Raw genomic sequence first — 23406 nt, 5'->3', positions numbered from 1 at the left:
ATTAGTACAGTCATGGTTGCACTGCGCGTCTCCGCGAGTTCGGGTGTTCCTGTCTATCTGCAGATCGAACAGCAGATCAAGCAGAGCATCGCCTCGGGCCTGCTTCGCGCCGGCGATCCACTCCCTTCGACGCGGCGGGCCGCCGCCGAGCTTCGCATCAATCCCAATACCGTGGCGCGCGCGTTTCAGAACCTCGAACGCGAGGGCGTCATTCGGACGGTGCCTGGCGGCGGAACCTATGTCGCCACACTGGCGTCGACCGGCGCGGTTCTGCTGAAGACGGAGAAGATCCGTCGCCTGCGCCCGCTGGCCACGCAGTTTGCCGTGGAAGGATCGCAGCTTCGTCTCTCCGCCGAAGACCTTCACAAGCTGCTCGATGCCGCGCTGCAGGAGCTTGAAAAATCACGCCGCAAGGCCGCCGCAGATTTAGACCATCCGCAAGGAGAACAGTGATGTCCTACGCGCTCCAGACAGACTCTCTCGTCAAAACCTACGGCCTTGGCAGTAAGCGGATCCGCGCCGTGGATGGCCTTTCGCTGAACGTGCCGGAGGGCTCCATCTATGGTCTGCTGGGTCGCAACAGCTCCGGCAAGACGACCACGATCCGCATGGCGATGGGGCTGGCCCAGCCGACCTCGGGGTCGATCCGCGTCTTTGGGCTGAACCCATCGCGCGATCCAGAGCGTGTGCGCGTGCTTGAACAAGTGGGCTACGTGCCCGAGGACAAGATGCTTGCCGGGCTTACGCCGCGCAAGCTGTTGGAGCTGAATCGAAGCTTCTATCCCGGCACGTGGTCGGACGATCTGGCGCGCAAGGTTGTGCGGCGCCTGGAGCTTCCGCTCGACACCAGCTTCATGAAGCTGTCGCTGGGCAACAAGACAAAGTCCGCGCTGGCCGCGGCCATTGCGCAACGCTCCCGCCTGTTGATCCTCGATGAACCCACCACCGGCCTCGACCCCATCGCGCTCGACGAACTGCTGCGCCTGCTGGTCGAGGACTGCACCGCCGAGGGACGCACCATCTTTCTTTCGACCCATCAGCTCGCGGAGATCGAACAGATCGCCGACCATATCGGCATCATGGATCGTGGCCGCATCCTGCTCGAAGGCCCGCTTGACGACATCCGCGCATCCTTTCGCAGAATCATCGTCACGGGTGCGGCGCTGCCCGCGACGCACCCTGGCATCCTCTCCACAAAGCGGCTCGCGCACGCCACGCAATACGTTCTGCAGCAAGAGCCGGAGCGCTTTACGCAGGAGCTTACAAGCAACGGCGCAACGGTGCTCGAGTCCTGCCCTCTGTCGCTGAACGAGATCTTTATCGAGCTCTGCCGCACGGCTGAAGAAGAGGATGAAGACGAGGGGGCAGCCGCATGACCTTCCTTCAGGCTGCCTTCTCTTTCCTTGTCTTTATCGCGCCGATGGCGGGTACTGGAGTGTGGCTCCTCCTCCGTGCTCGAAGAGCGGCAGCCAACTCCGAGACCGGGTCGCTTCCCTTTCAACCTGCCGCGGAGGCCGAGCCATTGCGCTTCCTGCATCGTCTGAACCTGTCGCAACGGAAGGTTCTCAAGCAGCAGTTGCAACTGGGTGCAGCGCTTGGCACCATGCTGAGTTGGGCCTTCGCTTATATCTTCTGCATGCCGCTGCTCGGCGCCGGTGCGGGCGGGCCGAAGTGGTTCAACCCTTCGGCGTGGATCTGGTATACGTTCCTGAGCAACGGCATACACACGGTGCAATTTCTAAGCACCATGGTGATGCTCTGCGCCATCACAACCGCCGCGCCACTCCGGCTGGGCTATGAGGCTCTCTTCTACCGGACGCGCCCTATCCGCATCGGCTTTCTCTTCTGGTCGAAGCTGCTGCCGACGCTCGTCGGACTGCTGGCGGGCGCGGCGTTGGGTATGGCCTTAGCCTTCGCTATCTTAGTGGCATGGAAGGGACAGGTATGGCGCAACCTGCCCACGACGATCCCCCGCGCGCTGGGCCCCGAGGACGCCGATATCGCGCAATGGTATGCCGACCTATTGGTCACCTCGGTTCCCGCAGCCTGCCTGTCGGTGCTCACCAGCATCGGCCTGCTCTTCACCGGCACGCTTGCACTCGCGACCAGCCCATTGATTCGGTCGAAGTCCACACGCACACTGCCGTTCCTCATCCTGCCATTCTTTGCAGTCGGTTTTGGCCTCATCCAAATCTCCGCCTTCGCTGGCGAACGCACCGCTCACCTCTTCCGATACCTCTTTATCTATATGCGCCTCGGACCGCCGCCACCGTACGTCTTCGCCCTTGTGCCGGTCGCTCTATCGCTCGCTTTCATCGCACTCGCACGCGCCTTTTCCGATCGCATGGAAGTCTGACTCGCGCCGTCCCTTCGATTCGTCAGCACCAGAGGAACACCACATGCTTCTACGTCCCTCTCTTCTGCTTCTTCGCCGCCGCCTCATCTTCGTCTCGGTCTGCTCGATGCTGGGCACGCTTGCGGCCTTCTCCGCGACCAGCGCCGAGAGCTTCACCGACCTCGGCGTCTTCTGGCATCACTTCTGCGGCTGCCCGCCCGACCCCGCCGACGTTCACATTGTCCTCTACAGCTTCACCGTCATCTGCCTCTACATGGGCGGGGCTCTGGGAGTGGTGACGGGACTCACCATGAACATCGGCGGCAACGGTCTGACCGGCAGCGCATCGGGACCTGTAACGATAGGCGATACACGCTTCCTGCTGACGCGTCCCACGCTGCGACAGTCTGTCCTCTTCCCTCCCCTTCTCATCGCCACGCTTGCGCTCGCGGTCATTCCCGCGCTCTGCTACCTTATCCTGCTGGGCTGGCTATGGCTGGTGCATGCGCCTGCGCTCGCGCATCTTGCGGCCTCATTTTCTCTGGCTCCGCATGTGCGGAAACTCGGCACACATCTGTCGTTCTGGCAGATGTTGTCGGCGGTACACTTCGCACGCTACTACGCGGCCGCCATCTCGACCGGCCTCTGCGCCTACGCCTTCATGGCTGCGCAACGCTGGCTCATCCTCAGCCCCAACAAGACTTTGCGCACCATTTGTTTCGCGCCCTGGATCGCGTTCGTCTTCAGCCCCATGGCCTTCATGTTCGTCGGCCTCGGCACCCGCTCGCGCCTGCTCCTGTGGACGACGCTGTGGGCGCCGAAGGGACAGGGCCTGGAGTATCAGCCCACATGGGCCGGCATAGGACTTCACCTCGCCATCGCCGCCGCCGTTCTATACGGATGTCGTCGTCTCATCGCAACCGTTGAGCTTTGATTGCGGAGTACGCCGTCTTGGCGGCGTTGACCCTTCTACCACCGAAGCCCATCTCAAACGCGCACTCTGGAATCTGAGGTCGATTCCAAAGTGCGCGTATCGCGGCCCACAATCGCTACTTGCCTACCTTACTTCACCGACTCCCGCGCGAAGACCTCGATCGTCGTCGGTCCATGAAACCGTTCCACTCCCGCGTTGCCGAAGTGGATCCAGCCCGAGTTGAAGCTCTTTACCATCTCGATATAGAGCGCGGTCCGGTCTGCCGGCATCCCGATCGAGACCAGTACGTCTTGCCAGGCCGGCTCGGGCAGCTGCACGGCCTTCAGCTCGCGGCCCAGCGCCTTGCCAAACGCGGTCGCCGTCTCGTACAGATCGGTTCCACCCTCGGGTCCGTCTACCTCGAGTACACGCTGACCTGTCCAGCTCTCCTGCAATACCGTGGCGGCCGCCAGGCCGATGTCTCGCGTAGCCACCAGCGGAAACCTGCGTTCGAGCGGCGCGTAGAAGAACGGCATCTCACCGCTTGTACGCAGATGGTCGAGCCCTCCCAGCCAGTTCTCCATGAAGCTGCCGGCGCGCAGGAATGCGACCGGAATCGGCAGCGTGCGCATTGCCTCTTCCATCAGGTGCGTCGACGCGATCAACCCCAATCCACTCGGCTGCTCCGAACCGATGGACGAGAGAAATACCGCCTTGCCGGGCCTGGCCTGCACGAGCGCTTCGCGGATCGCTGCGATGGTGCGCTTCTGATCCGGGAAGCCGGGAGCCGGCGCAAAGTCCGGTGGAATCATCGCGAATACGCCCTCCGATCCGAGGAATGCCTTCGCCAGTCCCTCTGCGTCGCCATACGCCGACTGCACCAGCTCCACGCCGCGTTCGGCCCAGGCCTTCGCCTTCTCCGGATTGCGCACCACGCCACGCACCTTCTTGCCGGCTGCGAGCAGATTCTCCGCCAGCGCGCCGCCCACGTTGCCTGTAATTCCCATCACTGTGAACATGTCCGTTCACCTCCTATCCAAGTAGATACTTGCATTCTAAAAACGATGCAAGTTTTTACTTATGTATCCATCTTCTGCGAGAATCTTCCTGTGACCGTCTTCGATCCAAACCGCAAGCGCAACGCCCGAGGCGAGCAACGCCAGCAGGCTCTTCTCCGAGCCGCCGCCGTGGTCTTTGGGCGATCGGGCTATCACCAGACCACCACGAATGCGATTGCCGCGGAGGCGGGCGTCTCCCCGGCTACGCTGTACCAGTTTTTCCCCAATAAAGAGGCCATCGCGAGCGCTCTGGCCTCGATGTACGCGCGAGAGATGGCCGAGGCGGAAGGAGCCATCGACCCCGAAGGCGCGCTGAGCTTCACGGAAGCCGTTGGTGAATTGATCGATGTGTGTATGAGTTTCAACCGGCGGCATCCCGAGTTTCACACCCTCGTGGTCGACGCTCCGCTCTCGCCTTCGGCCCGCGAAGATAAGCGCTTGCTTGGGCAGGCCTTCGTCGACTTCATTGCGGCTCGGCTCCGTCGCGAGCGACCGAAGCTGTCGCGCTCCGAGGCGTCCCATCATGGCCAGGTGGCTCTGATGATCTTCCGCGGAATACTCGACGAGTTCACAGTCGCGTCGCCGCAGAGCCGTACGCGCCTGCATCGGGCGATGCGCGATGCCATCTTGCGCTACCTGATCCCGGTCACAAGATCGACGATCGACGGCGTGTAATCGGTCTTCATTCGGAAGATCCTGCTCAATCCGCTGGCTGGGCGGCATTCGCTTTGACGTACTCGACGATCTGGGCGTGCGTGCCGAACCATGCGCCGAGTTCCTTCGCGCGGTCGATGACTTCCTTCAAGATCCAGATGCGCGATCGTACGCCGATGATGTGCGGGTGCATCGTCAACTGGAAGACGCCACGCTCCTCGCAGGCCAGCTTGAGTTCCTCGAGGAAGATCTCGACGACGCCACGCGGCGGCGTGTAGGGCCGCAGGCCTGCAAATCGATCCATTCCGAAGTAGACCGCATCATCGCGCACCCATTGGACCGGCATTTCGACGACCCCCGTGGGTCTGCCGTCGAGCAACAACTCGTAGCAATCGTCGTCGGCCATCAGGGAGCTATCGTAAAGAAGCCCCATCTCCTCGGCGATGCGCAGGGTATCCTCGGAAAAATCCCACGAGGCCGTGCGGACGCCGCGAGGCCGCGATCCAGTGATTTTTTCGAGCACGTCCGCGGATCGCATCATCAAATCGCGTTCCACATCGGGCGGCAGTTTTGTATTCAATTCATGAATCCAGCCGTGGATCCCAACCTCATGTCCGTTGAGGACGGCGAGCGCCTGCTGCTCCGGGTGAAGCAGCGCGGAGACGGCCGGAACAAAGAAGGTAGCCGGCACATTGGCCTTCTCCAGGATCTCTACGATCCGGCCAATTCCCCGACGAGCGCCATACTCACCGATGCTGAGCTTGTTGATCGACTTGCCGCCGTTTCTAAGTTCATTGGTCTCATGGTCGCTGTCGAACGAGAGAGCAACGGCAAACGGCGCGCCGCCAGGCCACACCGCGGGGACGAGCGCAGGGCCCGCGCTCACGCGCCTCGCAAGCTGACGCCACACAGTTTCGTTCCACTCCCAGGGGTTCTGGGAGGCGATATCGGTTACGGCCATGTCAGCAGATTCCTCATTTTGGCTGGGGTACGGGGCGTTTGAACAAGGTCTTCCGCCCGGCTAAAAGCGCGGAGAGACTGATCGCGGCGCACAGGGTTGGATAAAAGCCCGGTCCTGCCGGAGAACCTGTGGTCTTTACGAGCCATGTCGAGATGAAGGGCGCGAACCCGCCGAAGATCATGACGCCACTGTTATAGCCGACCGACAGAGCGGTATAGCGCACGTTCGTTGGGAAGAGCGCGGAGAGCATGGACGGCGCCGCGCCATTCATCAGGCCGTAAAGCGCGCCGGCTACCAGGCTGACCAGAGCCACCGATGCGAATGTTCTGACGGACGCGATATACAGGAAAAACGGTACGCTCAAAATCAAGTATCCAACGCACGCAGCCAGAAAGATCGGCGCTGGCCCGATCTTGTCGGACAAGGTTCCGCTGACGGGGATGAGGCATAAATTAGCCAACACAGCCACGGTCACGGCCTTCAACGCTACGCTCGCGGATAAGTGAAGGGTCTGCGCCGCATAGGCCGCCATGAAGGTGATGAAGACATAACTGCCCACGGTCCACATGGTCGTTATTCCGAAGCAGGTTACGAGCTCGCGGCGATACTCCGTAAGAACCACCTTCAACGGAGAGGCTACTAAGTTGCTTGCGGCTTCATTACGGGTGAATGCAGGCGTCTCCGCGACCCTTGACCTGAGATAGTAGCCTAGAGGCGCCATCACAAAACCCAGCAGAAAGGGCAAACGCCAACCCCAGCTATCCAGCGCGGCCTTTGGCATCCAGGTATTCAAAGCGAGCGCGCTGCCGATCGCCAGTAACTGCGCGGCTGCGGTGCTAGTCTGCTGCAAACTTCCGAAGAAACCGCGCCGTCCGGCAGGCGCGTACTCCACCATGAACGTTGTCGCGCCGCCCCACTCGCCGCCCGTGGAGAAGCCCTGTAGCAGTCGGAATAGAACAAGCAGAATCGGCGACCAGATGCCGGCGCGAGCATACGTTGGAACGAAGCCGGTCAGTCCAGTGGCGATCGCCATGAGGGTGATGGTCAGGGAAAGGGCGGTCTTGCGTCCTCGCCGATCGCCGTAGCTTCCCAGGACGATCGCGCCGATTGGCCGCGTTAGAAAGCCGGTGCCATAGGTCGCAAAGCTGGCCAGGAGCGAAGTGATTGGATCGTGCGATGGAAAGACGGCCTTGCCGATCTGAATGGCGAAGAAACCGAAGACGACAAAGTCGTACAACTCAAACAGATTGCCGGCGAAACATGCGACGATGGCCCGTCGCCGCAATATCTTCGATTGCTCCTTCTCTCGCGCTTCGCTGTCCATAACCCTCACATCTGGAACTGAAAACCATCCACAACAAACGCCTGGCCGGTGATGAAGCAAGGATCCGACGTAGCGAGGAACGTGACCAGTTGCGCCACGTCGTCTGTCGATCCGATTCGTTTGAGAGCGATGCCATTCTCCGCAATCTCGGCTCCGCGAGCCACGATCACATCGTTTTTGGGAACCTCGGTGGCGATCAAACCCGGACAGATGGCGTTGATGTGAATCTGAGGTCCAAGTTCCTTTGCGAGCGCCCGCACCATCCCCAGTATGCCCGCTTTGGCCGCGGCGTATGCGAAGCGGCTGACTGCGGCGGTCACGCCACCGGAATAGGCGTTGAGCGACGACATGCAGACGATGCGCCCTTCGCCTGCAGCGAGCATAAGCTTAGCCGTCGGCTGAATGTAATTGAAGCAACTCTTGAGATTGATCGCGATGGTGCGATCGAACTCGTCTTCCGTGATCTCCAATATGCCTTTGGGCATCGGCCTGCCTGCATCGTTGAGCAGGAAATCGACTCTTCCCAGTCTCGCCTGGACCTCGCCGACAACCTCCTTCGCCCGGGCATGGTCCGCAACATCAGCCTTCAGACAGATCGCCCGTCCGCCGAGACGCTCGATCTCCTGTCTGACCTGCTCCATCTCCGGAACCAGAAGATCGACCAGGGCGATGGAAAAATCTTTCTCGGCCAGACGAAGAGCGCACATTCGCCCAATGCCGCGAGCGCCTCCAGTCACCAGGGCAACCCTGGGAGACGCCCATCTTTCCGTCGGCCTCATCAATGTCCACCACTGGGGATTTTCACGCTTATTCTGTGTTTATACACTCGATTCGGGGCGTCGGCAAACGTCGCGGACGCGACAGGCCGGCCCCGGCTTCCACCTCGCTTGTATGCGCCTTCCACCGTCAACGACCGCCGTTCACGCCGATGATTTCTCCGGAGATGAAGGACGCATAATCGGAGGCGACCAGCAGCACGGCATTCGCAATATCAACGGGCTGGCCCAGCCGGCGCAACGCGATCGACCGGATGAGAGCCTGTTGGCCCGCATCGCCAAGCTCAGCCCACTGCTGGCGTGTCGCCGCATTGGTGGGGATGAAGCCGGGCGCAATGCAATTCACCCGTATGCCGAACGGTCCCAGTTCGTGCGCCAACTGCCGCGTCAGACCCAAAACCGCATGCTTCGCCGCGCAATAGGCCTGCACGCCGGTGAGCGAGGCGCGCTCCGAAGCGCCCGAACCAATATGGACGATTACGCCGCGACCGGCCTTTTTCATCCCCGGTACTGCCGCCCGGCTTAGATGAAAGCACGTGGTCAAGTTGGCGTGGATGATGCTGTGCCAATCCTCATCGCTCACCGATTCGATCGAGGTGGAGGTCCGGCCGGCGACGCCGCCAGCATTGTTGACGAGGATATGGACCGGACCGCCGGTGGCTGCCTCGGTGTCCCCGATCCAGGCGTCAACCGCGCCCGCCTCTCCCAGATCGACGGACGCTTTCTCAATGCCATCAGGCAAGGACGGCCAGGTGGGAAGAGCGCCACGATCGGCGCAGAAGACACGAGCGCCAGCTTCGGCAAAGGCGCTCGCAATCGCGGATCCAATGGCGGATGCGGCGCCACCGATGGCAACCGTCTGGCCCGTAAAATCGAGCTTCATGCATGTTCTCCTATCGCATCCCGCGGATGAGTTTGTCCGGACCGTGACGCCCAAAACGTGATGGCGTCTGGCGCGGCTTGCCTATCCCTACTGTAGCCGGTCAGTCCACAAAAGGCTTGTGTCCGGTCTTGCTCGTCCCCGGCAAGTTCCGCCGCGGGCGCCATCGCTTACACTCAAACGACATGCTCAACCGGGGCTACGCCTACACGACGATTATCCGTGACAAAGATCATGGACGAACCCTGCTCACCCATCTGGCAACCCTTTACCCACACTCCACCCCAGCCGCCTGGAAGCAAAACCTGAACAACGGCGAAGTCACCGTCGACGGCGTCACCGCCACCGGCGACGAGTCGCTCATTTCAGGCCAGATCCTTGTCTGGAACCGTCCACCCTGGATCGAACCGGACACTCCACAGCAGTTCGAAGTCCTCTTCGATGATCCCTACCTGCTGGCCGTCAACAAACCCAGCGGACTACCCACGCTCCCTGGCGGCGGCTTCATGGAAAATACGCTGCTGAGCCTGGTGCAGAAGCAAAGCCCCGATGCAAACCCTGTGCATCGGTTAGGCCGAGCCACTACCGGTATCGTCCTCTTCGCCAAGACGCCGCAGGCAGCCGCTCAACTCTCCGCGGACTGGAATACACCCCGCATTCAAAAGATCTACCGGGCGCTGGCTCAAGGCGCCGCCAAGCACGACGTCTATGAGATTCTTACCCCGATCGGCCTCGTACCGCACCCACTCATCGGCTCCGTGTGGGCGGCAAGCCCAGGCGGCAAACCGTCGAAGTCGGTGGCGAAGGCGATCTCGCGCACGACAGGCGCCACGACGTTCGAGGTTAGCCTGTATTCGGGCCGCCCGCATCAGATCAGAATCCATCTTGCCTCGATCGGTCATCCGCTGGCGGGCGATCCTCTGTACGGACCAACCGGCCAGCCACTGGAAGATCTCCCCGGCCTCCCAGGAGATGGAGGATATCTCCTGCACGCTCAATTTCTAAGATTCCACCATCCCATGACGGACCAACGAATCGAACTCGAGGCAGCTCTGCCGTCTGGATTCTTATCGCATTGCGATTCCTGATCCGGTGTTGTTGAAGAGCACGCCCGCGCTCTCGATCTCCGGCACGCTGCCTTTGCTGGCTAACCCCAGCTACGTCAATGGGGCGGAGCTATTTGTCGATGGCGGCGCCTCGGCCATCTGACTCGGCGGTCTCGGTGAGTGCATGATCGCCCATGCATTCACTGAGACGCGATCAGTTCCCTCTTGCCACTCCAGGCTGTCGCTCATGCGCCATCAACCCATCCACGGCGTCGCCGTCCACTACGTGTCAACGATCGAGTCCCTTTGCGGCAGCCTCGGATCCATCCGGTTCGCGGAACGGTTCTACGACAATACGCTCGTACCACACGTCGAGCACGGTCAGGTATTCCGTGCCGCGCGGCGCATGGAGCACGATCTCGTCACCTGCTGCCGCCTTCATGAGCGCGCGGCCCAGTGGCGAGACCCAACTGATGTGGTTGCGGTCGAGATCGACTTCGTCGACGCCGACAATGCTGGCTACTCGCTCCACGCCCGCGGCATTGGCATAGCGTACGGTTGCGCCAAAGAATGCCCTCGTCGCCCGCTGCCCCGTTCTCGGGGCCTCCGGATCCACCACCTCCGCCGCTTCGATTCGCTTCGTAAGGAAGCGAATTCGCCCATCGATCTGCCGCAGCCGGCGCTTGCCGTACTGATAGTCGGCGTTTTCACTGCGATCGCCATTACCGGCAGCCCATGCCACCACCGCCACCACGGCCGGGCGATCCTTGGTGATCAAAAACCGGCGCTCTTCCTGAAGGCGTTCAAGCCCGCTTGGAGTGATGTAGTTCTTACCCTGCGGCGCGGACTCCTCCACCTTCGGTCTTCTCGTAAACCCTTTTTGCATCTCGCGGTTCTCCCACCACACCGAATGATACTTGGCGAGAGCCTCAAACTTCACCTCCTGTTCTTCATTTTGCCGGGGCAGCTTCACATCCGCACGCATCGAGGTAATACCGAATTCCACCGGATGGTAGACCGGATGGCTCCTCGAAACAGGATTTGGATCTCATGGGGCTCCGCCCGATCGCGTATCCGAAGGCCTCAGCGACCGTCTGCGCACCTGCACAGTCATTCGAGAGATTACTGTCCGCGACGGCGCCATATTTTCAACCTGACCGATTTCTGGATTTGCTCCGACCCTTCCGCCTCCTCATATTTGCTTCGGTGAATATAAAAATTGATTTCGCATTCGTCAAGGCGTATATATTTATTTACATGGCGAAGCAATCCTTCAATGTCGAACGATTCTTTCAGGCACTCGGCGACAACACGCGGTTGCGCCTCCTTAACCTCATGGGAGATCAAGAGGTCTGCGTCTGTTATTTCGTCGAGATCATAGGTAGTCCGCAGCCGAAGGTTTCGCGGCATCTTGCCTATCTTCGTAGCGCCGGGATCGTTTCAGCGCGACGCGAGGGAAAGTGGATGCACTATCGGATCGTGATGCCCCCGCACAGTGGAGCCGTTCTGATTCTCAAGCAGACCCTGGGCTGGTTGAAAGAAGACAAAGCGATGCAGAAGGACCGGGCACAGCTCACAAGGGCGTGCTGTTCCCCCTCCAAGTATGCCCTGCTCGATGGAGCTCCCCTGCCGAGAACCGTTACGGAAACAAGCTGTGAGGCTTGCTAGTGGCGATCCCTACACAAGGCCAAGTGTGCGCTCCTGCTGCCCGAAAGCAATTGTCGTTCCTCGATCGTTTCCTGACGCTCTGGATATTGCTTGCGATGGGCGTCGGCGTGAGCCTTGGACACTTCGTCCCCGGTTCGGCCGCATTCGTCAATCGTTTTCAATCGGGCACGACGAACATTCCTATCGCCATCGGCCTGATCGTTATGATGTTTCCGCCGTTGGCGAAGGTCCGCTACGAGAAGCTAGGCGAGGTCTTCCGCAAGAAGCGTGTGCTCGGGCTCTCGTTGGCGCAAAACTGGATCATCGGTCCGGTGCTGATGTTTCTTCTGGCCATCGTCTTTCTTCGCGGCGAACCTGCATACATGCGCGGTCTCATTTTGATTGGCATCGCTCGCTGCATCGCGATGGTGCTGGTCTGGAACGAACTTGCCGAGGGCGATACCGACTACGTCGCGGGTCTCGTCGCCATCAACAGTGTGTTTCAAGTGCTCTTCTACAGCGTCTACGCCTGGGCTTTCCTTACCGTGCTTCCGAAGTGGTTTGGGTTGGAAGGAAGCGTTGTCCAAATCGGTATTGCCCAGATTGCGAAAAGCGTTGGCCTCTACCTTGGAGTTCCATTCGCGGCCGGGTTCGTAACCCGATGGGTTCTTTTACGACTCAAGGGCGAGGAGTGGTATCGGACGAGATTTGTTCCGCGAGTCAGCCCGCTCACTCTCATTGCCCTCCTCTTCACCATTCTGGTGATGTTCTCCCTCAAGGGTGATCTCATCGTGCGGCTCCCCTTCGACGTTGTGAGGATAGCCGTTCCATTGGTCATCTACTTCCTCATCATGTTCCTGGCGAGCTTTTGGATGGGAAAGAAGCTAGGCGCGAATTATGCTCAATCCGCAACTCTTTCGTTCACCGCTGCTGGCAATAACTTCGAGTTGGCGATCGCCGTTGCCGTCGCAGTTTTTGGTTTGAATTCCGGCGAGGCATTCGTTGGCGTCGTGGGCCCACTCATCGAAGTGCCGGCTCTGATCGGACTGGTCAACGTCGCCTTCTGGATACGGAAGCGATACTTCGGACTCCCGGACGCCGAATTTACGGTGCATCCTATCGAAGATGCGCCCTGACGAAGTGTTGCAGCCCAGGACGAAGCAACGCCCGCCGGGAGCCACGCCCGAGATCGCTACTCAAGAAAAGTCGCGCCTCGATTCCTACGCGGGCCAGCCGGCCTGTGTCCGTGCGACTCATTCGACAGCTCAACTACCAGTCGCCAAGACCGGCCAACAACGCCCCCAACTCATTCGCTGCCGACATACTGAAATAGGCCGGTTGAAGAGGAACCTAGTTGCTTTGCCGAGTGTGCGAAAGCTACCTGCCGGGAGTGACATGCGACACCTTCCACTGCACGTTAGCCAGCATGTCGTGAACGGGCACAGAAAACTCGCAGGGAAACTCCTTCAACACGGCTGTCTGTTCCGGCTCGTCGCCAATCTTGTAGGTCAGCGTCGCTCCACTGCATTGCTTTGCGGTCGATTGCACATACACATACAGTTCCCGTGAGGTAAAGGGCGGCGCGGCGATAAAGGTTCCTATCGCCTTGAGATCTGTGCCGCTAACATTCTGCACTTCGTTTGCCTCAACGGTCGGAAGCGCTAACGGGCCGGCGTTCTTCGTCATATGCGTAGGGACATGAATCGCCGCTCCATCGAGCGCCAGGACCACGAGACCCTGCGCCGGCGCCTCGACCGAAGCACCATCCTTGCCTATTGCGATCGGCTTCCCCGGCTGATTGTTCACCCATGTGCGCAGCGTGCGCCCTGTAGGATCGCCGCCGAGCACGCTGCCGTCAAAGGTAACCTTTGTCGTCTGGGCACGGTTCACCTGGTTGGAGAGCACGATGAACAGCGTATGGTCGTTGTGCGCGAGCAGCTTATCGATATTCTTATTGTCGATAGCAGCCGCCGTACGGTGCAGCCAGGCCCAGGCGGTTTCGCCATAGACCTTACCCGGCGCAAAGCCGCGCTCGTTGCTGTCGAACCACACATAGCCATCCTGTCGCATCGATGGGAAGAGAATCGCCTGCCCGGAGCGGGCTTCTACATCGCTGAACAGGTAGTCCAGCACATACGCCGAAAAGGGTGGGATGTGGTGATAATAGATCGTCGTCGCATCGGGGCCCTTGTAGGGGAAATCCGCACGTTGATAGACATCGGTCATCGTGTAGGCATAGTAGCCAGGATAATTCGCGAAGCGACCGATCGTCGCGTTGCGTGCGGCGGTCTTCAATAAGTCGTCATGGGTGTAAGCGGCCAACCGCAACAGGCTTGGCGCCCATACGCTCATCAGAATGTTCCAGTCGGTTGGCGTCTGCGTATAGGTCACGGGCTGCTCCAGGCCGAGACCCACGTTGCTCACCTTCCATGCGGGCGCGGTCACCTCTGGATAATGCTGTGGCGGAATCGCAGGACGTTTGCCGCCGACTGGCGCAAACTCGTCCATCATGCCCAGGCGATAGAATCGGTCGCCGCGCCACCACAGCAGCGGCTTCGGATCGACGGGATGGAGATCCACATTCTTCCTTGGAATGAGCGGCTGCGTCCACAGTGTGCTTACCAGCCAGTACGCTCCTTCGTGCGCCGCTTCGAGATAACGTCGCTCGCCGGTGGCCTCGTACAACCGCAGCAAGCCATCCCAGTCGGGCACAAAGGAGACGTTGACGAAAGGATGATCGCCGGGGTTTTTCTCGTTGCGATGCGTGATGCGCTCATCGACATAGCGATCTCCCAACCGCATGGCAAGGTCCTTCCATTTCCTGTCGCCGGTCACCACGTAAAGCTGGAGCGCGTCGCCGAAGGCCGCGGGATGTCCCTCGCTATTCGAGTCCAGCCGAACGGTCGGCGAGCCGCCCGCTGTTGTCGCCGGCTTACCATCTTTGGTTGCGAGTTCGCCAAAGATCGGCGCTCCGCCCTGCGTCATTGCATACGCACTGGCATAGACGGTCGCGCCGTAGGAATGAAGCGGCCCCAACTGCAGCTTCGGATTCCAGAGGTCTTCGCCAAAACCGGGAGTCGCGCCGAAGTGAACGTTGGGATGCGAGAGTAGAAACTCCAGCGATGGCAGTGCATATTTGCGATAGAAATCTTCATCGCCGGTAAGCAGGTAGTAGCTCAGATACGTGAGCGGGCTGGACTGCGTGGTGATGTTGCGGCCTTCGATATTCCAGGGCCCTTTGCCATGCGCGCTCCAACCGTTGGCGGAGTCGGTCTTGAGGAGGTCGAAGAGGTTCATTGCGGTATCGGAGAGCGACGCGTCTCCGGGTTCGCGATAGTCCGTGAGTTCGAAGATACCGGTCGCGATGTCGCGATAGGCGGCCTTCCAGTCAGCCTCTTCCGCGAGCACGCGAAAGTGCATGGTCGCCACTTCGGCCTTTTTGTGCAGGCTTTCGGGACTACCCATCACAGGCGAGTAGAGGAACGGCTGCGCCTCTCCATCTTCATTCCGCATACCGAAGCCGAAGGGCGCGCTCAACGGGCCGGGCCACGCGAAGGGAATGTCCTTGGGATCGGCCGTCAGAGCATAAGAAATACCCTGTCGCGCGATGAGCGCCATGGGGGTGGGCGTCATCGCGTTGATGGTGAGCACGGGCTTCTCCGGAAAACGGTGTCCATGCCACAGGAATGGCAGCAGCATGAAGTCTGTCTGCTCGACGGTGTCGACCACCGCGCCGTGGTATCCCATGGAGATATAACCCGGCTTCAAGAGATCGAAGCTGATGCCGACATGCGCTGCGGCGTCGCCTTCTTCGAGATGCCAAGTCGCAGTCATGACGCCTATCGGCAGCGAAGCGAAATCCAGCTTGACTGTGTGTGCATCGATCTTGTGCGCGGCGATCGGTCGCAGAGGAAAGAGTTGGCCCGAAAGCCACGGCGTCGTGCTTGGACCGAGGTGCGATCGAATCTTTCCTTCCCCGGCAGACAGCGTGACCGCAGGCGCAAGATCGAGCTTCCAGGTCGGATGCTGTAGACCGCGATTCTGCATCATTGGATCGCTATCGACCGGTCGGTAGAGCACGCGATAGCTTTCGGCGGAGTCGGAGCCCGGTAGATCCTTCCATGCCTTGCCCACGCGGACCGCGACACGCTGCACCAGGGCGCGTCCGTCCAACGAGCTGTAGAACGCAAGCTTCACCCTGTCGTTCGAGATCTCCACCTCCGGCGCACTCTTGAGCGTAACTGCCGCGGGCTTCAGTGAAGGTTTTTCATCGAAGGTCACCGTGAGAGGAGTTATCTGCGCGGGCGCCGCATGCAGCAGCAGATCCGGGTTTGCCGTGGCGTCCGCCTTGATGTCATCGGTTAGTACAATCTGGCCAATGTTCGCGTTTCGAGTATTCTTCTCACCCACAACAATCAGAAGAGGTCCGGCGGGCAGATCGTAGACGCCGCCGTCCTCGAAGCAGAACTCGTGATTGACCGTACGATGATGACCTCCAAAGATCGTCGACGATCTTCGAACTCCGAGACGGACGCTGAACTGGCGCATATCTTTCCCGTCGTCCGCGAAGCTGAGCGAGCTGACGAAGAGCCGCCATTTGCCTGCATGCGGCAACAGCACCGCACCGGAGGCCGGCATGAGATTTCCCGTTCCCGCAATGTCGGAAAGATAGCTAAGCTGCTCCGCGCTGCGCACCGCGAACGCTCCAGGGTCCTGGAGCTTGCCCGCGTCCAGGCCAATCGTATCGGCGTGAGCGACGGCAGCAATCCACATCGCACCAAAGATTGGCAGAAGACGTATCAACTTCGGAGCAAACGACAACATATCTCTCATCCTCAAATGCATTACGGCTCAACCCCATTTTCCAGCGGCGCAAGATTGCAATTCTGGCGCCGCCGGATACGGAAGGAATGCTGAGTCCATCTACGGCCGCACGCCGAACGCATGATTCTTTACCGCAAGTGCGAGTGGCGTCACGGCTGGAGCCGCCGCCCCAATCACCTCTGTCACCACGACCGACGATCCAGTCGAATTTTGCCCGCCTGCGAGATCGCTCACCCAGACGTTTCCCGATGCATCGATGGCAATCCCCCGTGGCCCTGAAAAGTTATGCACATAACCGTTGCTCGAGATAGCCGCTCCTGTGTCATCGAACTCACTCACCGAAGACCCCGTGTTCGCTGTCACACCGTTGTTGGGCGCCCAAATATGATTGGCGCCATCGACTGCGAGGTACTGAGGGTTGTTCAAGCCTCCCGCACCTACAGCCGTTGCCATACCTGCTGAAGTCACTCCCGGTGTGAGTTGTGTCAGATAGTTTCCGCTGGTCCCAACCACTGAATTCGCAATCCAGGGTATACCTGCGGAGTCGAAGCCGATACCGAAGGGCCTGAACATACCGCTGGGGCCTCCTGTATAGGTCAACGCTGTCGAGGGATAGCTGCACGAGCTTACGGGCGTTCCGGTGCAGGTAGCCAGGGCCTCCGTTGCATCCACGGCCGTCGTGCTGGTGACCCAGACGTTGTAAGCTGGATCGACAGCCAGCGTATATGCCGCCGCGCCCACGGGCTGAACGACACTCAGGATTGCGCCCGATGAGGAGTTGGCCGGCAGCTCCAGCAACGCCGAGATTCCCGTCCCGCTCACACTGAAGACGTTGTCCAAACCGTCGGCGGCAATCCCATACAAGCCCGTGTATCCGGAAGGCGCCGTGTAGCTTGTGATTGCGCCGCCGGCATACTTCATAATCGCCCCGGCGCCGGCAGAGCCGCTGTTCGTCACATAGAGATTGCCACTGGTATCGAACGCGATGCCACGCGCAGCACTGAGGCTTCCATTGAAAATCTGGGCCAATGGCACACCCCCCGGCCCCAATTCGCTGACACTGGCGGCATTCAAGACCCACACATTGCCATTCGCATCGACGGTAAGGCCGTAGCCATTCAGCAGAAATCCGGAGGACGTTCCCGTGCCTGAGGGATACTTGGTCGCTGTCGGACTGTAGTAGGACACGCCAAGCGTCCAATCGTTCGGCAATGAAGAGCCCAGGTTCGGCAGGAATGGTAGATCCGCCGATAGATATTGCGCCGGCCCGCTGCTGCTCGTCCCAACATTCCCAGGATTGAGCGCAAGATCGAGCGTCGCCTGAATGGTATCCGCCGGCGCGTTGGCCTGCCCGGCCGGTTGGACTGCCGCAAAGAGATTGACGCATGCAGACGATATCGAGCTTGTGTCGTTGCTGTTCACGCAATACGCCAGGATGTCCGCCAACGTATTCAACTTCGCATTTTCATTGATGACATTCACAGTCACCGCCGTCGTGTTGACCGTGCCCTTCACCGCGCTCGATGCAGGCGCCTGTCCGGTCGAGGTGTTCACCAGCAACGGAATGCTGGCAAACGCATTCTGTAGCCCCGTCAGATTCGTGGACGACGTTCCAATGCTCTCCGCGCCCGCGGTCCCGTAAGTCGCGACCATAAATTGCTGGAGCGCAAAGACCGTCGCCACGGTCGTCACCTCGTTGATCGAAATAAATGTCGAGGAGGTCAGAGAGCTGCATGCACCCAGGCCCGTCATGAGAGCCAGCGCGGAGTTGACGTTCGACCCACCCGGCACACCGCCCTTGGCCACGATGTAGACGTACGCTCCGGGTGGGCAGGTATAGTCTCCAGTGATCGTGAAGCTCCCGGCGGCATCCGTCGACACGCCCGCGCACGGAGCGGTGTGAACTCTATTGCTATCCGGCGCGCCGGCGCAATTCACGAGGGGTCTCGCAGCAGAACCGTAACCCGACGTGCCCGCGGCATAAAGCTGAACGTTCGCGCCACTGACCGGCTGCTGTCCGCCATGAACATTGCCCATGAGTGGACCGATTGCAGTCGGCTCCATAGCCGCCGGCGTGGCGCCTATCCCACACCCCGTCAGCAGCAGCGCGCAACAGGAAAACATCAGGAGGATCGCAACGCTGCAGCTTTGCTTCCAACTGGCCCGAACAGTCATATATAACTCACCCATTTGCCGATCTCCACATCACAAATTTCTTCTTTAGTCTTCTACTGCTTCAGGTGCGGAACGATATGTCCAGCCTCGCCCGTTGCGGCTCCCGGCCCGCGCTGAATCGAACCTGGAAAAGAGCCTCCGCCCGCCTGACAGGTGTTCGCCGTTGGCACAGCCGCGTAGAACGGGAAGCTCCTGTCCGCCGCAAGTTGGGTTACGCCGTTCTCCGTCAGCAACGAAACTTCTTCTACAAAGCTGGCCTCGATCTGCGAACCGGTCGTGTCGATGAAGAGAGAGGGAGTGGATGTCGTCGATGGTACGGGCGAGGTTGCATTCGCACACGTCGTCGATGGAACGGTATCTCCGTCCGCGCCCGAGCTGTAACTCGGCGCCGTGTAAAAAAATCCACCCAGAACCTCGGTCACCGAGCCTGCCGTATTGTCGACGATGTTGACCGGACCTTCCGTTTTGAAGCCCAGCAACCATAACGGAGCGCCATTGTTATTGATCCGTGTCGTGCCAATCACGCCCGCCGCCGGCTTGCTGTGCGTCTCGCTGTTGAAGTGCCGGCCCGCAACCAGATTGCTCCCCGCAAGCAGCATGGAGCCGCCTGCAAAGTTCTCCAAGAACACGCGTCCCCCATAGGTCTGGCGATTGATCGATAGATTGTACGTAGCATGAATATCGCGCAACACGACGTCGCGCTGCGTAGCCGTCGTCGACGTCGACGGGTTCACCACATCGAATGCATACCCTGGCGAATGATTGAACGAGTAACTGCTATCCGTCGCATCGAAGGTGATCTTTTCGATCACCAGCGGCGCGCAGGTGCCTCCACCCGGACACCCTCCACCCATCGCCGTCGCAATATGGAAGACCCCCTGCCCCGCCGGCCATGACGTCGCCGTCGACATCACTCGCAGCGAAGAGCTGAATCCAATGATCCGATTCACCGTCGTGGGCACGTTCAACGGTGCGCTGACGTAGTACACGCCATGCGGCAGATAGATTGTCGAAGCCCCTGAGTTTAGCGCCGACTGAATCGCAGATGTCGCATCCACGGCCGATGTTCCTGACGGAAGGCAGCCATATGCGTGAGCACATCCGGAGTAGTTCACGGTGAAGTCGGCGCTGGCCGAACCTGCGGCTGGCGCGACCCAGCCGCTTGCATCGTAAGCCGGCACTGGCGTATCGACGACCGGCGTTGCGCTGCTGTAACTGAGCAGCGGCGCCGTACCGGACGACCAGGTCAAAGCTCCTGTGGTCGATCCGGTCAACACACCTTCCGCCGCCGTGCCACCGCTCAAGAACGTCTGCCCGTTGCTGAATGTCGTGTTGTGAAATACGATCGCTCCGTAATCGCTTACCAGCACGGACGACCCGGTTGTCGAATTCAGGCTGCTATTACTCACCACAACCAGTCCGTTCACCTGGTTCGTGCCGGACGAAAGATTGGCGATCGCCTTACCTGACCCATCCGTGTACAACTCATTGATCGCCAGCACATTGTCCGTGTTCACCAAGGCGTCGCCGGTCTGATTGATCAGCGAGATGTGCTCCAACGTGATCGAAGCCAGCGCCGAGGCCGTCTGGATACCATGCGCGAAGCCGTTCACCGTCACGTTCTCGATCAATGCCGGCCCCGTGCTGAGCCGCGTCATATCGATCCCTACGCCAATACTTCCCGACGAGCTCGTATTCTGAATCACGACATTGCGAATGACCGCCATATTGCTTGCCAGATAACTGATCGCCGTGGCCCCGGGATTGCCGCTGCCTGCATCGATCGTCATGTTCTCGATCGAATTGTGAAAGGCCGAGACCCCATGCGTATAGCCCAGCGATTCCGTCTCGATCATCGGCGTCGCCGTCGTCGTCGATGTGAACGTGTTGTCTTTCAACTTCAGAATCGTGTTGCTCTTATCCTGTCCGAGAAATTGAAAGCCATAATCGGGAACCTGGACTCCGCTACCATTGATCGCATAGCGCGTCAGTTTGGCGGAGATCAGATACGTGCCTGACGGGAAATACACGTACTTGTACTCACCGGTATATGGAGCAGGCAAGCCGGCCGCAGGCGCAGCCGCCTCCAGCGCGCTTTGGATCGCCGCCGTATCGTCGGTTACGCCATCGCCCACCGCGCCGTAAGTCTGGACATTGACGACATTGGCGTCGGACGGAATGTTGATTGTCTGACTGACGGACAACATTCCAGCAGTCTGCGCCTTCGCGCACCCGCAGCACAGGATTGCCACCACTGCACTCCACGCCACGACCATCGTGCAGGAACACATATTTCTCATGGAAAGCATGCTCGTTTCCTCAGGGTTAAGTTAAGCGGTTAACTTCAACGACGGAATTCTCCCGCTTCCATCCGTTCACTGTCAAGTCTTTTCTTTCGTGGCCCGCTGGGACTCATCCCCGTTGCGCGATCTGCACCGGGTCTACTTTTCGTGATGAATTGCGAAGCTCGCGTCGAGCGGAGTGTTCGTCGAAGAGTTGCCGACCATCACGCGACAGAGCCCATCTTCCGTAACCCAGCGATGCTGCGACACGCCATAATAGGCAAAGTCGCGTTCCGTCAACGCAAGATGCACCGTCGAGCTCTCACCCGCCCCGAGGTCCACCTTCTGAAAGGCACGCAACTCCTTCAAAGGCCGCTCCACCTGCGTCGAAGGACAACCGACATAGACCTGCAACACCTCGGCTCCACGCCTCTTACCTTCATTCTTAACCGTCACGCTTACACCGATCGTCTGCGTTCCATCTGTCGTCGTACGGTCCAGCTTCAGATCGCTCAATCCGAATTGTGTGTACGACAGGCCAAATCCAAATGGAAACCTCGGCTCCACGCGCCGGCTCGTGTAGTAGCGATACCCCATGAAGACGCTCTCGGCGTATCTCACATCCGGACTACCCGGCTTCGGGTAGTAGTTCGCAGCCGCTGGATTGTCGGTCAGCTCTTTCTCAAAACTCACGGGCAGCTTGCCCGACGGATTGACTTTACCCAGCAGCACCTCCGATAGGGCGAACCCACCCTGCTCGCCTGGGTACCACACCTGTAGAAGCCCGGGCGTCCGGTCGATCCAACCGGACATCGCAACATTGCCACCACCTGTAAGCGCCACTACCGTCCTCTTATTGACCGCCGCCACGGCATGAATCAACTCGTCCTGCCCCACGGGTAAGGCGAAGGTGCGGTCCATCCCCTCGAACTCGGTCGCGTTGTCGAAGCCCACCGCCAGCACCACGGCATCGGCCTTCGCCGCCAACGCAAGCCCCTCCGGATGCACCGCCTCATCCACGGCGATAAGTCCAAGGCCAGCCTCCGGCGCCAGGAGCTTGGTGGCGCACTCGAGCTTCACGCTCGACGCTCCTTGCGGAAGGTATACCCGCCCCCATGTTGGTGGCGAAACAATCTCATGCGCCAAAGCCTCCAGCACCCGCTGACCGTTCACGAAGAGTTCGCAGCGGTCATGCGCATCGGTTCCCAACACCGCAAGATACTCACTCGCATGGCTTGCCACGTAGTCCCCGCTCCATCGCACGCTTCTCTGCGCTCCAGTCTCGGACGAAGCGCGCTGCCCGGTCGCATACTCCAACCGGTTTACCCGGCTGACCTGCGCTACTCCCGTGAACGAGCCATTCGCGAATACCTCTCGCTTCAATCCACCGCGAAACTCCGTCTTCGCAAAGATCTCCTCCGGCGCAGAGATCCCACGGTCATAGAACACCTTCACATGCCCACCCAGCGCCTCCACCACACTCACATCGCTCCATCCGCCGACATGCGAACTGCCTCCACCACTCGCCACGAGCGGAAACGCGTTCGGCCCCAGCACCGCCACACTCTTTACATCGTCGCCGAATGGCAGCACGGAACGGTCGTTCTTCAATAGAACGATTCCTTCTTCAGCAATCCTTCGAGCCACGTCCAACGCTTCCGGACGAAACCTCGGAATGTCCAATCGCAGTGCGGGCCTGTCCGCCAACCCAAATCGGATCGCCATTCGAAGTATGCGGCGCACCTTGTCGTCGATCTCCGTCTCGCTCAGGCGCCCATCGTGCAGAGCGGGCTCCAGCGTGGCGGCATTCATATGCTTTCCCCATGGCATCTCGATTCCTAGCCCGGCCCTGGCCGCCGCGACGCCATCGTAGGTCGAGCCCCAGTCCGACATCACCACACCGTCGAACTTCCACTCGGACTCCAGCACATCATGCACAAGCGTACGATTCTGCGAAGCATGTTCTCCACCGATGAGGTTGTACGACGTCATCACCGCGCCCACGTGGCCTTGCCTTACCGCCGCTTCAAACGCCGGCAGATACAACTCCCGCAGTGCGCGCTCATCCACAAGCGCGTTCGTTCCATGACGGTCGAACTCCGAGTTGTTCGCCGCAAAGTGCTTCACTGTCGCCACGACTCCCTGCTCCTGTACACCCTGGATATAGGGCACAGCCATCGCAGCGGTCAGCTTCGGGTCCTCGCTGAAATACTCGAAGTTTCTTCCACCCACCGGGAAGCGCAACAGGTTCACACCCGGCCCCAGCAGAATATCGACGCCTCGCGCACGCGCATCCTCGCCGAGCACCGTGCCCATTGCATGAGCCAGCCCTGGGTTCCACGTAGAAGCAAGGCATACTCCCCCGGGCATCGCATTGGCCGGTTCTTTGCCCTTGATGCCCATCGGGCCATCCGACATGCGAAGGGCACGCAGTCCCACCGATGGCGCCGCACTCGTCTCCATATCGTGGCCGCCCAGCAGAGAGAGCTTTTCCGCAAGCGACATTTTGCCGAGCATGCGCTCCACACGCT

The 23406-nt window shown here is 60.0% G+C and carries 18 protein-coding genes; 8 read left to right on the top strand and 10 right to left on the bottom strand.

The features are described 5' to 3' along the window. Window positions 1-12: 12 nt before the first annotated feature. Genes CHB87_RS05455 through CHB87_RS05440 form a run of 4 tightly spaced genes read left to right on the top strand, consistent with a single transcriptional unit; the run spans window position 13 to window position 3269 of the window. The gene (locus tag CHB87_RS05455; protein WP_089407328.1) at window positions 13-453 is read left to right on the top strand and encodes a GntR family transcriptional regulator; all 441 of its coding nucleotides are present in this window, start codon (window positions 13-15) and stop codon (window positions 451-453) included. Continuing rightward, window positions 453-1376: an ABC transporter ATP-binding protein gene (locus CHB87_RS05450; protein WP_089407327.1), complete on the top strand. Its 924-nt coding sequence runs from the start codon at window positions 453-455 to the stop codon at window positions 1374-1376. The genes CHB87_RS05455 and CHB87_RS05450 overlap by 1 nt, the downstream gene beginning before the upstream one ends. Then, complete coding sequence (locus CHB87_RS05445) at window positions 1373-2356, top strand: hypothetical protein (RefSeq protein ID WP_089407326.1); 984 nt, start codon at window positions 1373-1375, stop codon at window positions 2354-2356. The genes CHB87_RS05450 and CHB87_RS05445 overlap by 4 nt, the downstream gene beginning before the upstream one ends. A gap of 43 nt (window positions 2357-2399) precedes the next feature. Further along, complete coding sequence (locus tag CHB87_RS05440) at window positions 2400-3269, top strand: hypothetical protein (RefSeq protein WP_089407325.1); 870 nt, start codon at window positions 2400-2402, stop codon at window positions 3267-3269. Window positions 3270-3397: 128 nt separating this feature from the next. Here CHB87_RS05440 and CHB87_RS05435 read toward each other — a convergent pair whose 3' ends face one another. After that, window positions 3398-4267 carry an NmrA family NAD(P)-binding protein gene (locus tag CHB87_RS05435; protein WP_089407324.1) on the bottom strand — a complete coding sequence of 290 codons (870 nt, stop codon included), beginning with the start codon at window positions 4265-4267 and terminating at the stop codon, window positions 3398-3400. 90 nt (window positions 4268-4357) lie between these two features. Between CHB87_RS05435 and CHB87_RS05430 the strand changes: the two genes are divergently transcribed. Next, on the top strand, window positions 4358-4981 hold the full coding sequence (locus CHB87_RS05430) for a TetR/AcrR family transcriptional regulator (protein ID WP_217897010.1): 624 nt from the start codon (window positions 4358-4360) through the stop codon (window positions 4979-4981). A gap of 25 nt (window positions 4982-5006) precedes the next feature. Here CHB87_RS05430 and CHB87_RS05425 read toward each other — a convergent pair whose 3' ends face one another. From CHB87_RS05425 to CHB87_RS05410, 4 genes are all read right to left on the bottom strand, one after another. Then, a complete protein-coding gene (locus tag CHB87_RS05425; protein ID WP_089407322.1) occupies window positions 5007-5921 on the bottom strand; it encodes a polysaccharide deacetylase family protein in 915 nt (304 codons plus the stop codon). 13 nt (window positions 5922-5934) lie between these two features. Further along, a complete protein-coding gene (locus CHB87_RS05420) occupies window positions 5935-7206 on the bottom strand; it encodes an MFS transporter (protein WP_176441606.1) in 1272 nt (423 codons plus the stop codon). A 44-nt stretch (window positions 7207-7250) separates the two neighbouring features. Continuing rightward, on the bottom strand, window positions 7251-8024 hold the full coding sequence (locus CHB87_RS05415; protein WP_089407320.1) for an SDR family NAD(P)-dependent oxidoreductase: 774 nt from the start codon (window positions 8022-8024) through the stop codon (window positions 7251-7253). 127 nt (window positions 8025-8151) lie between these two features. After that, on the bottom strand, window positions 8152-8904 hold the full coding sequence (locus tag CHB87_RS05410; protein WP_089407319.1) for an SDR family NAD(P)-dependent oxidoreductase: 753 nt from the start codon (window positions 8902-8904) through the stop codon (window positions 8152-8154). 128 nt (window positions 8905-9032) lie between these two features. Between CHB87_RS05410 and CHB87_RS05405 the strand changes: the two genes are divergently transcribed. Beyond that, on the top strand, window positions 9033-9989 hold the full coding sequence (locus tag CHB87_RS05405) for an RluA family pseudouridine synthase (protein ID WP_245817829.1): 957 nt from the start codon (window positions 9033-9035) through the stop codon (window positions 9987-9989). A gap of 247 nt (window positions 9990-10236) precedes the next feature. Here the strand turns inward: CHB87_RS05405 and greB are convergent, their stop codons facing one another. Then, entirely contained in the window at window positions 10237-10932 is a 696-nt protein-coding gene (gene greB, locus CHB87_RS05400) for a transcription elongation factor GreB (RefSeq protein WP_245817828.1), read from the bottom strand. Between the two features lie 65 nt (window positions 10933-10997). Between greB and CHB87_RS05395 the strand changes: the two genes are divergently transcribed. Beyond that, window positions 10998-11615: an ArsR/SmtB family transcription factor gene (locus CHB87_RS05395; RefSeq protein ID WP_245817827.1), complete on the top strand. Its 618-nt coding sequence runs from the start codon at window positions 10998-11000 to the stop codon at window positions 11613-11615. Further along, window positions 11615-12730 carry an ACR3 family arsenite efflux transporter gene (gene arsB / locus CHB87_RS05390; protein ID WP_089407317.1) on the top strand — a complete coding sequence of 372 codons (1116 nt, stop codon included), beginning with the start codon at window positions 11615-11617 and terminating at the stop codon, window positions 12728-12730. The genes CHB87_RS05395 and arsB overlap by 1 nt, the downstream gene beginning before the upstream one ends. 241 nt (window positions 12731-12971) lie before the next feature. Here arsB and CHB87_RS05385 read toward each other — a convergent pair whose 3' ends face one another. From CHB87_RS05385 to CHB87_RS05370, 4 genes are all read right to left on the bottom strand, one after another. Beyond that, entirely contained in the window at window positions 12972-16367 is a 3396-nt protein-coding gene (locus CHB87_RS05385; protein WP_089407316.1) for a hypothetical protein, read from the bottom strand. A gap of 150 nt (window positions 16368-16517) precedes the next feature. After that, window positions 16518-18542, bottom strand: a complete 2025-nt coding sequence (locus CHB87_RS05380) for an NHL repeat-containing protein (protein ID WP_142988228.1) — start codon at window positions 18540-18542, stop codon at window positions 16518-16520. Window positions 18543-18646: 104 nt separating this feature from the next. Continuing rightward, a complete protein-coding gene (locus CHB87_RS05375) occupies window positions 18647-20800 on the bottom strand; it encodes a glycoside hydrolase family 55 protein (protein ID WP_176441605.1) in 2154 nt (717 codons plus the stop codon). Window positions 20801-21034: 234 nt separating this feature from the next. After that, window positions 21035-23392 carry a beta-glucosidase gene (locus CHB87_RS05370; protein WP_089407313.1) on the bottom strand — a complete coding sequence of 786 codons (2358 nt, stop codon included), beginning with the start codon at window positions 23390-23392 and terminating at the stop codon, window positions 21035-21037. Window positions 23393-23406: the final 14 nt, after the last annotated feature.

Source organism: Granulicella rosea (assembly GCF_900188085.1).
In the GTDB taxonomy this organism is placed as follows: domain Bacteria; phylum Acidobacteriota; class Terriglobia; order Terriglobales; family Acidobacteriaceae; genus Edaphobacter; species Edaphobacter rosea.
This window is presented reverse-complemented; position numbering and strand designations above follow the sequence as displayed.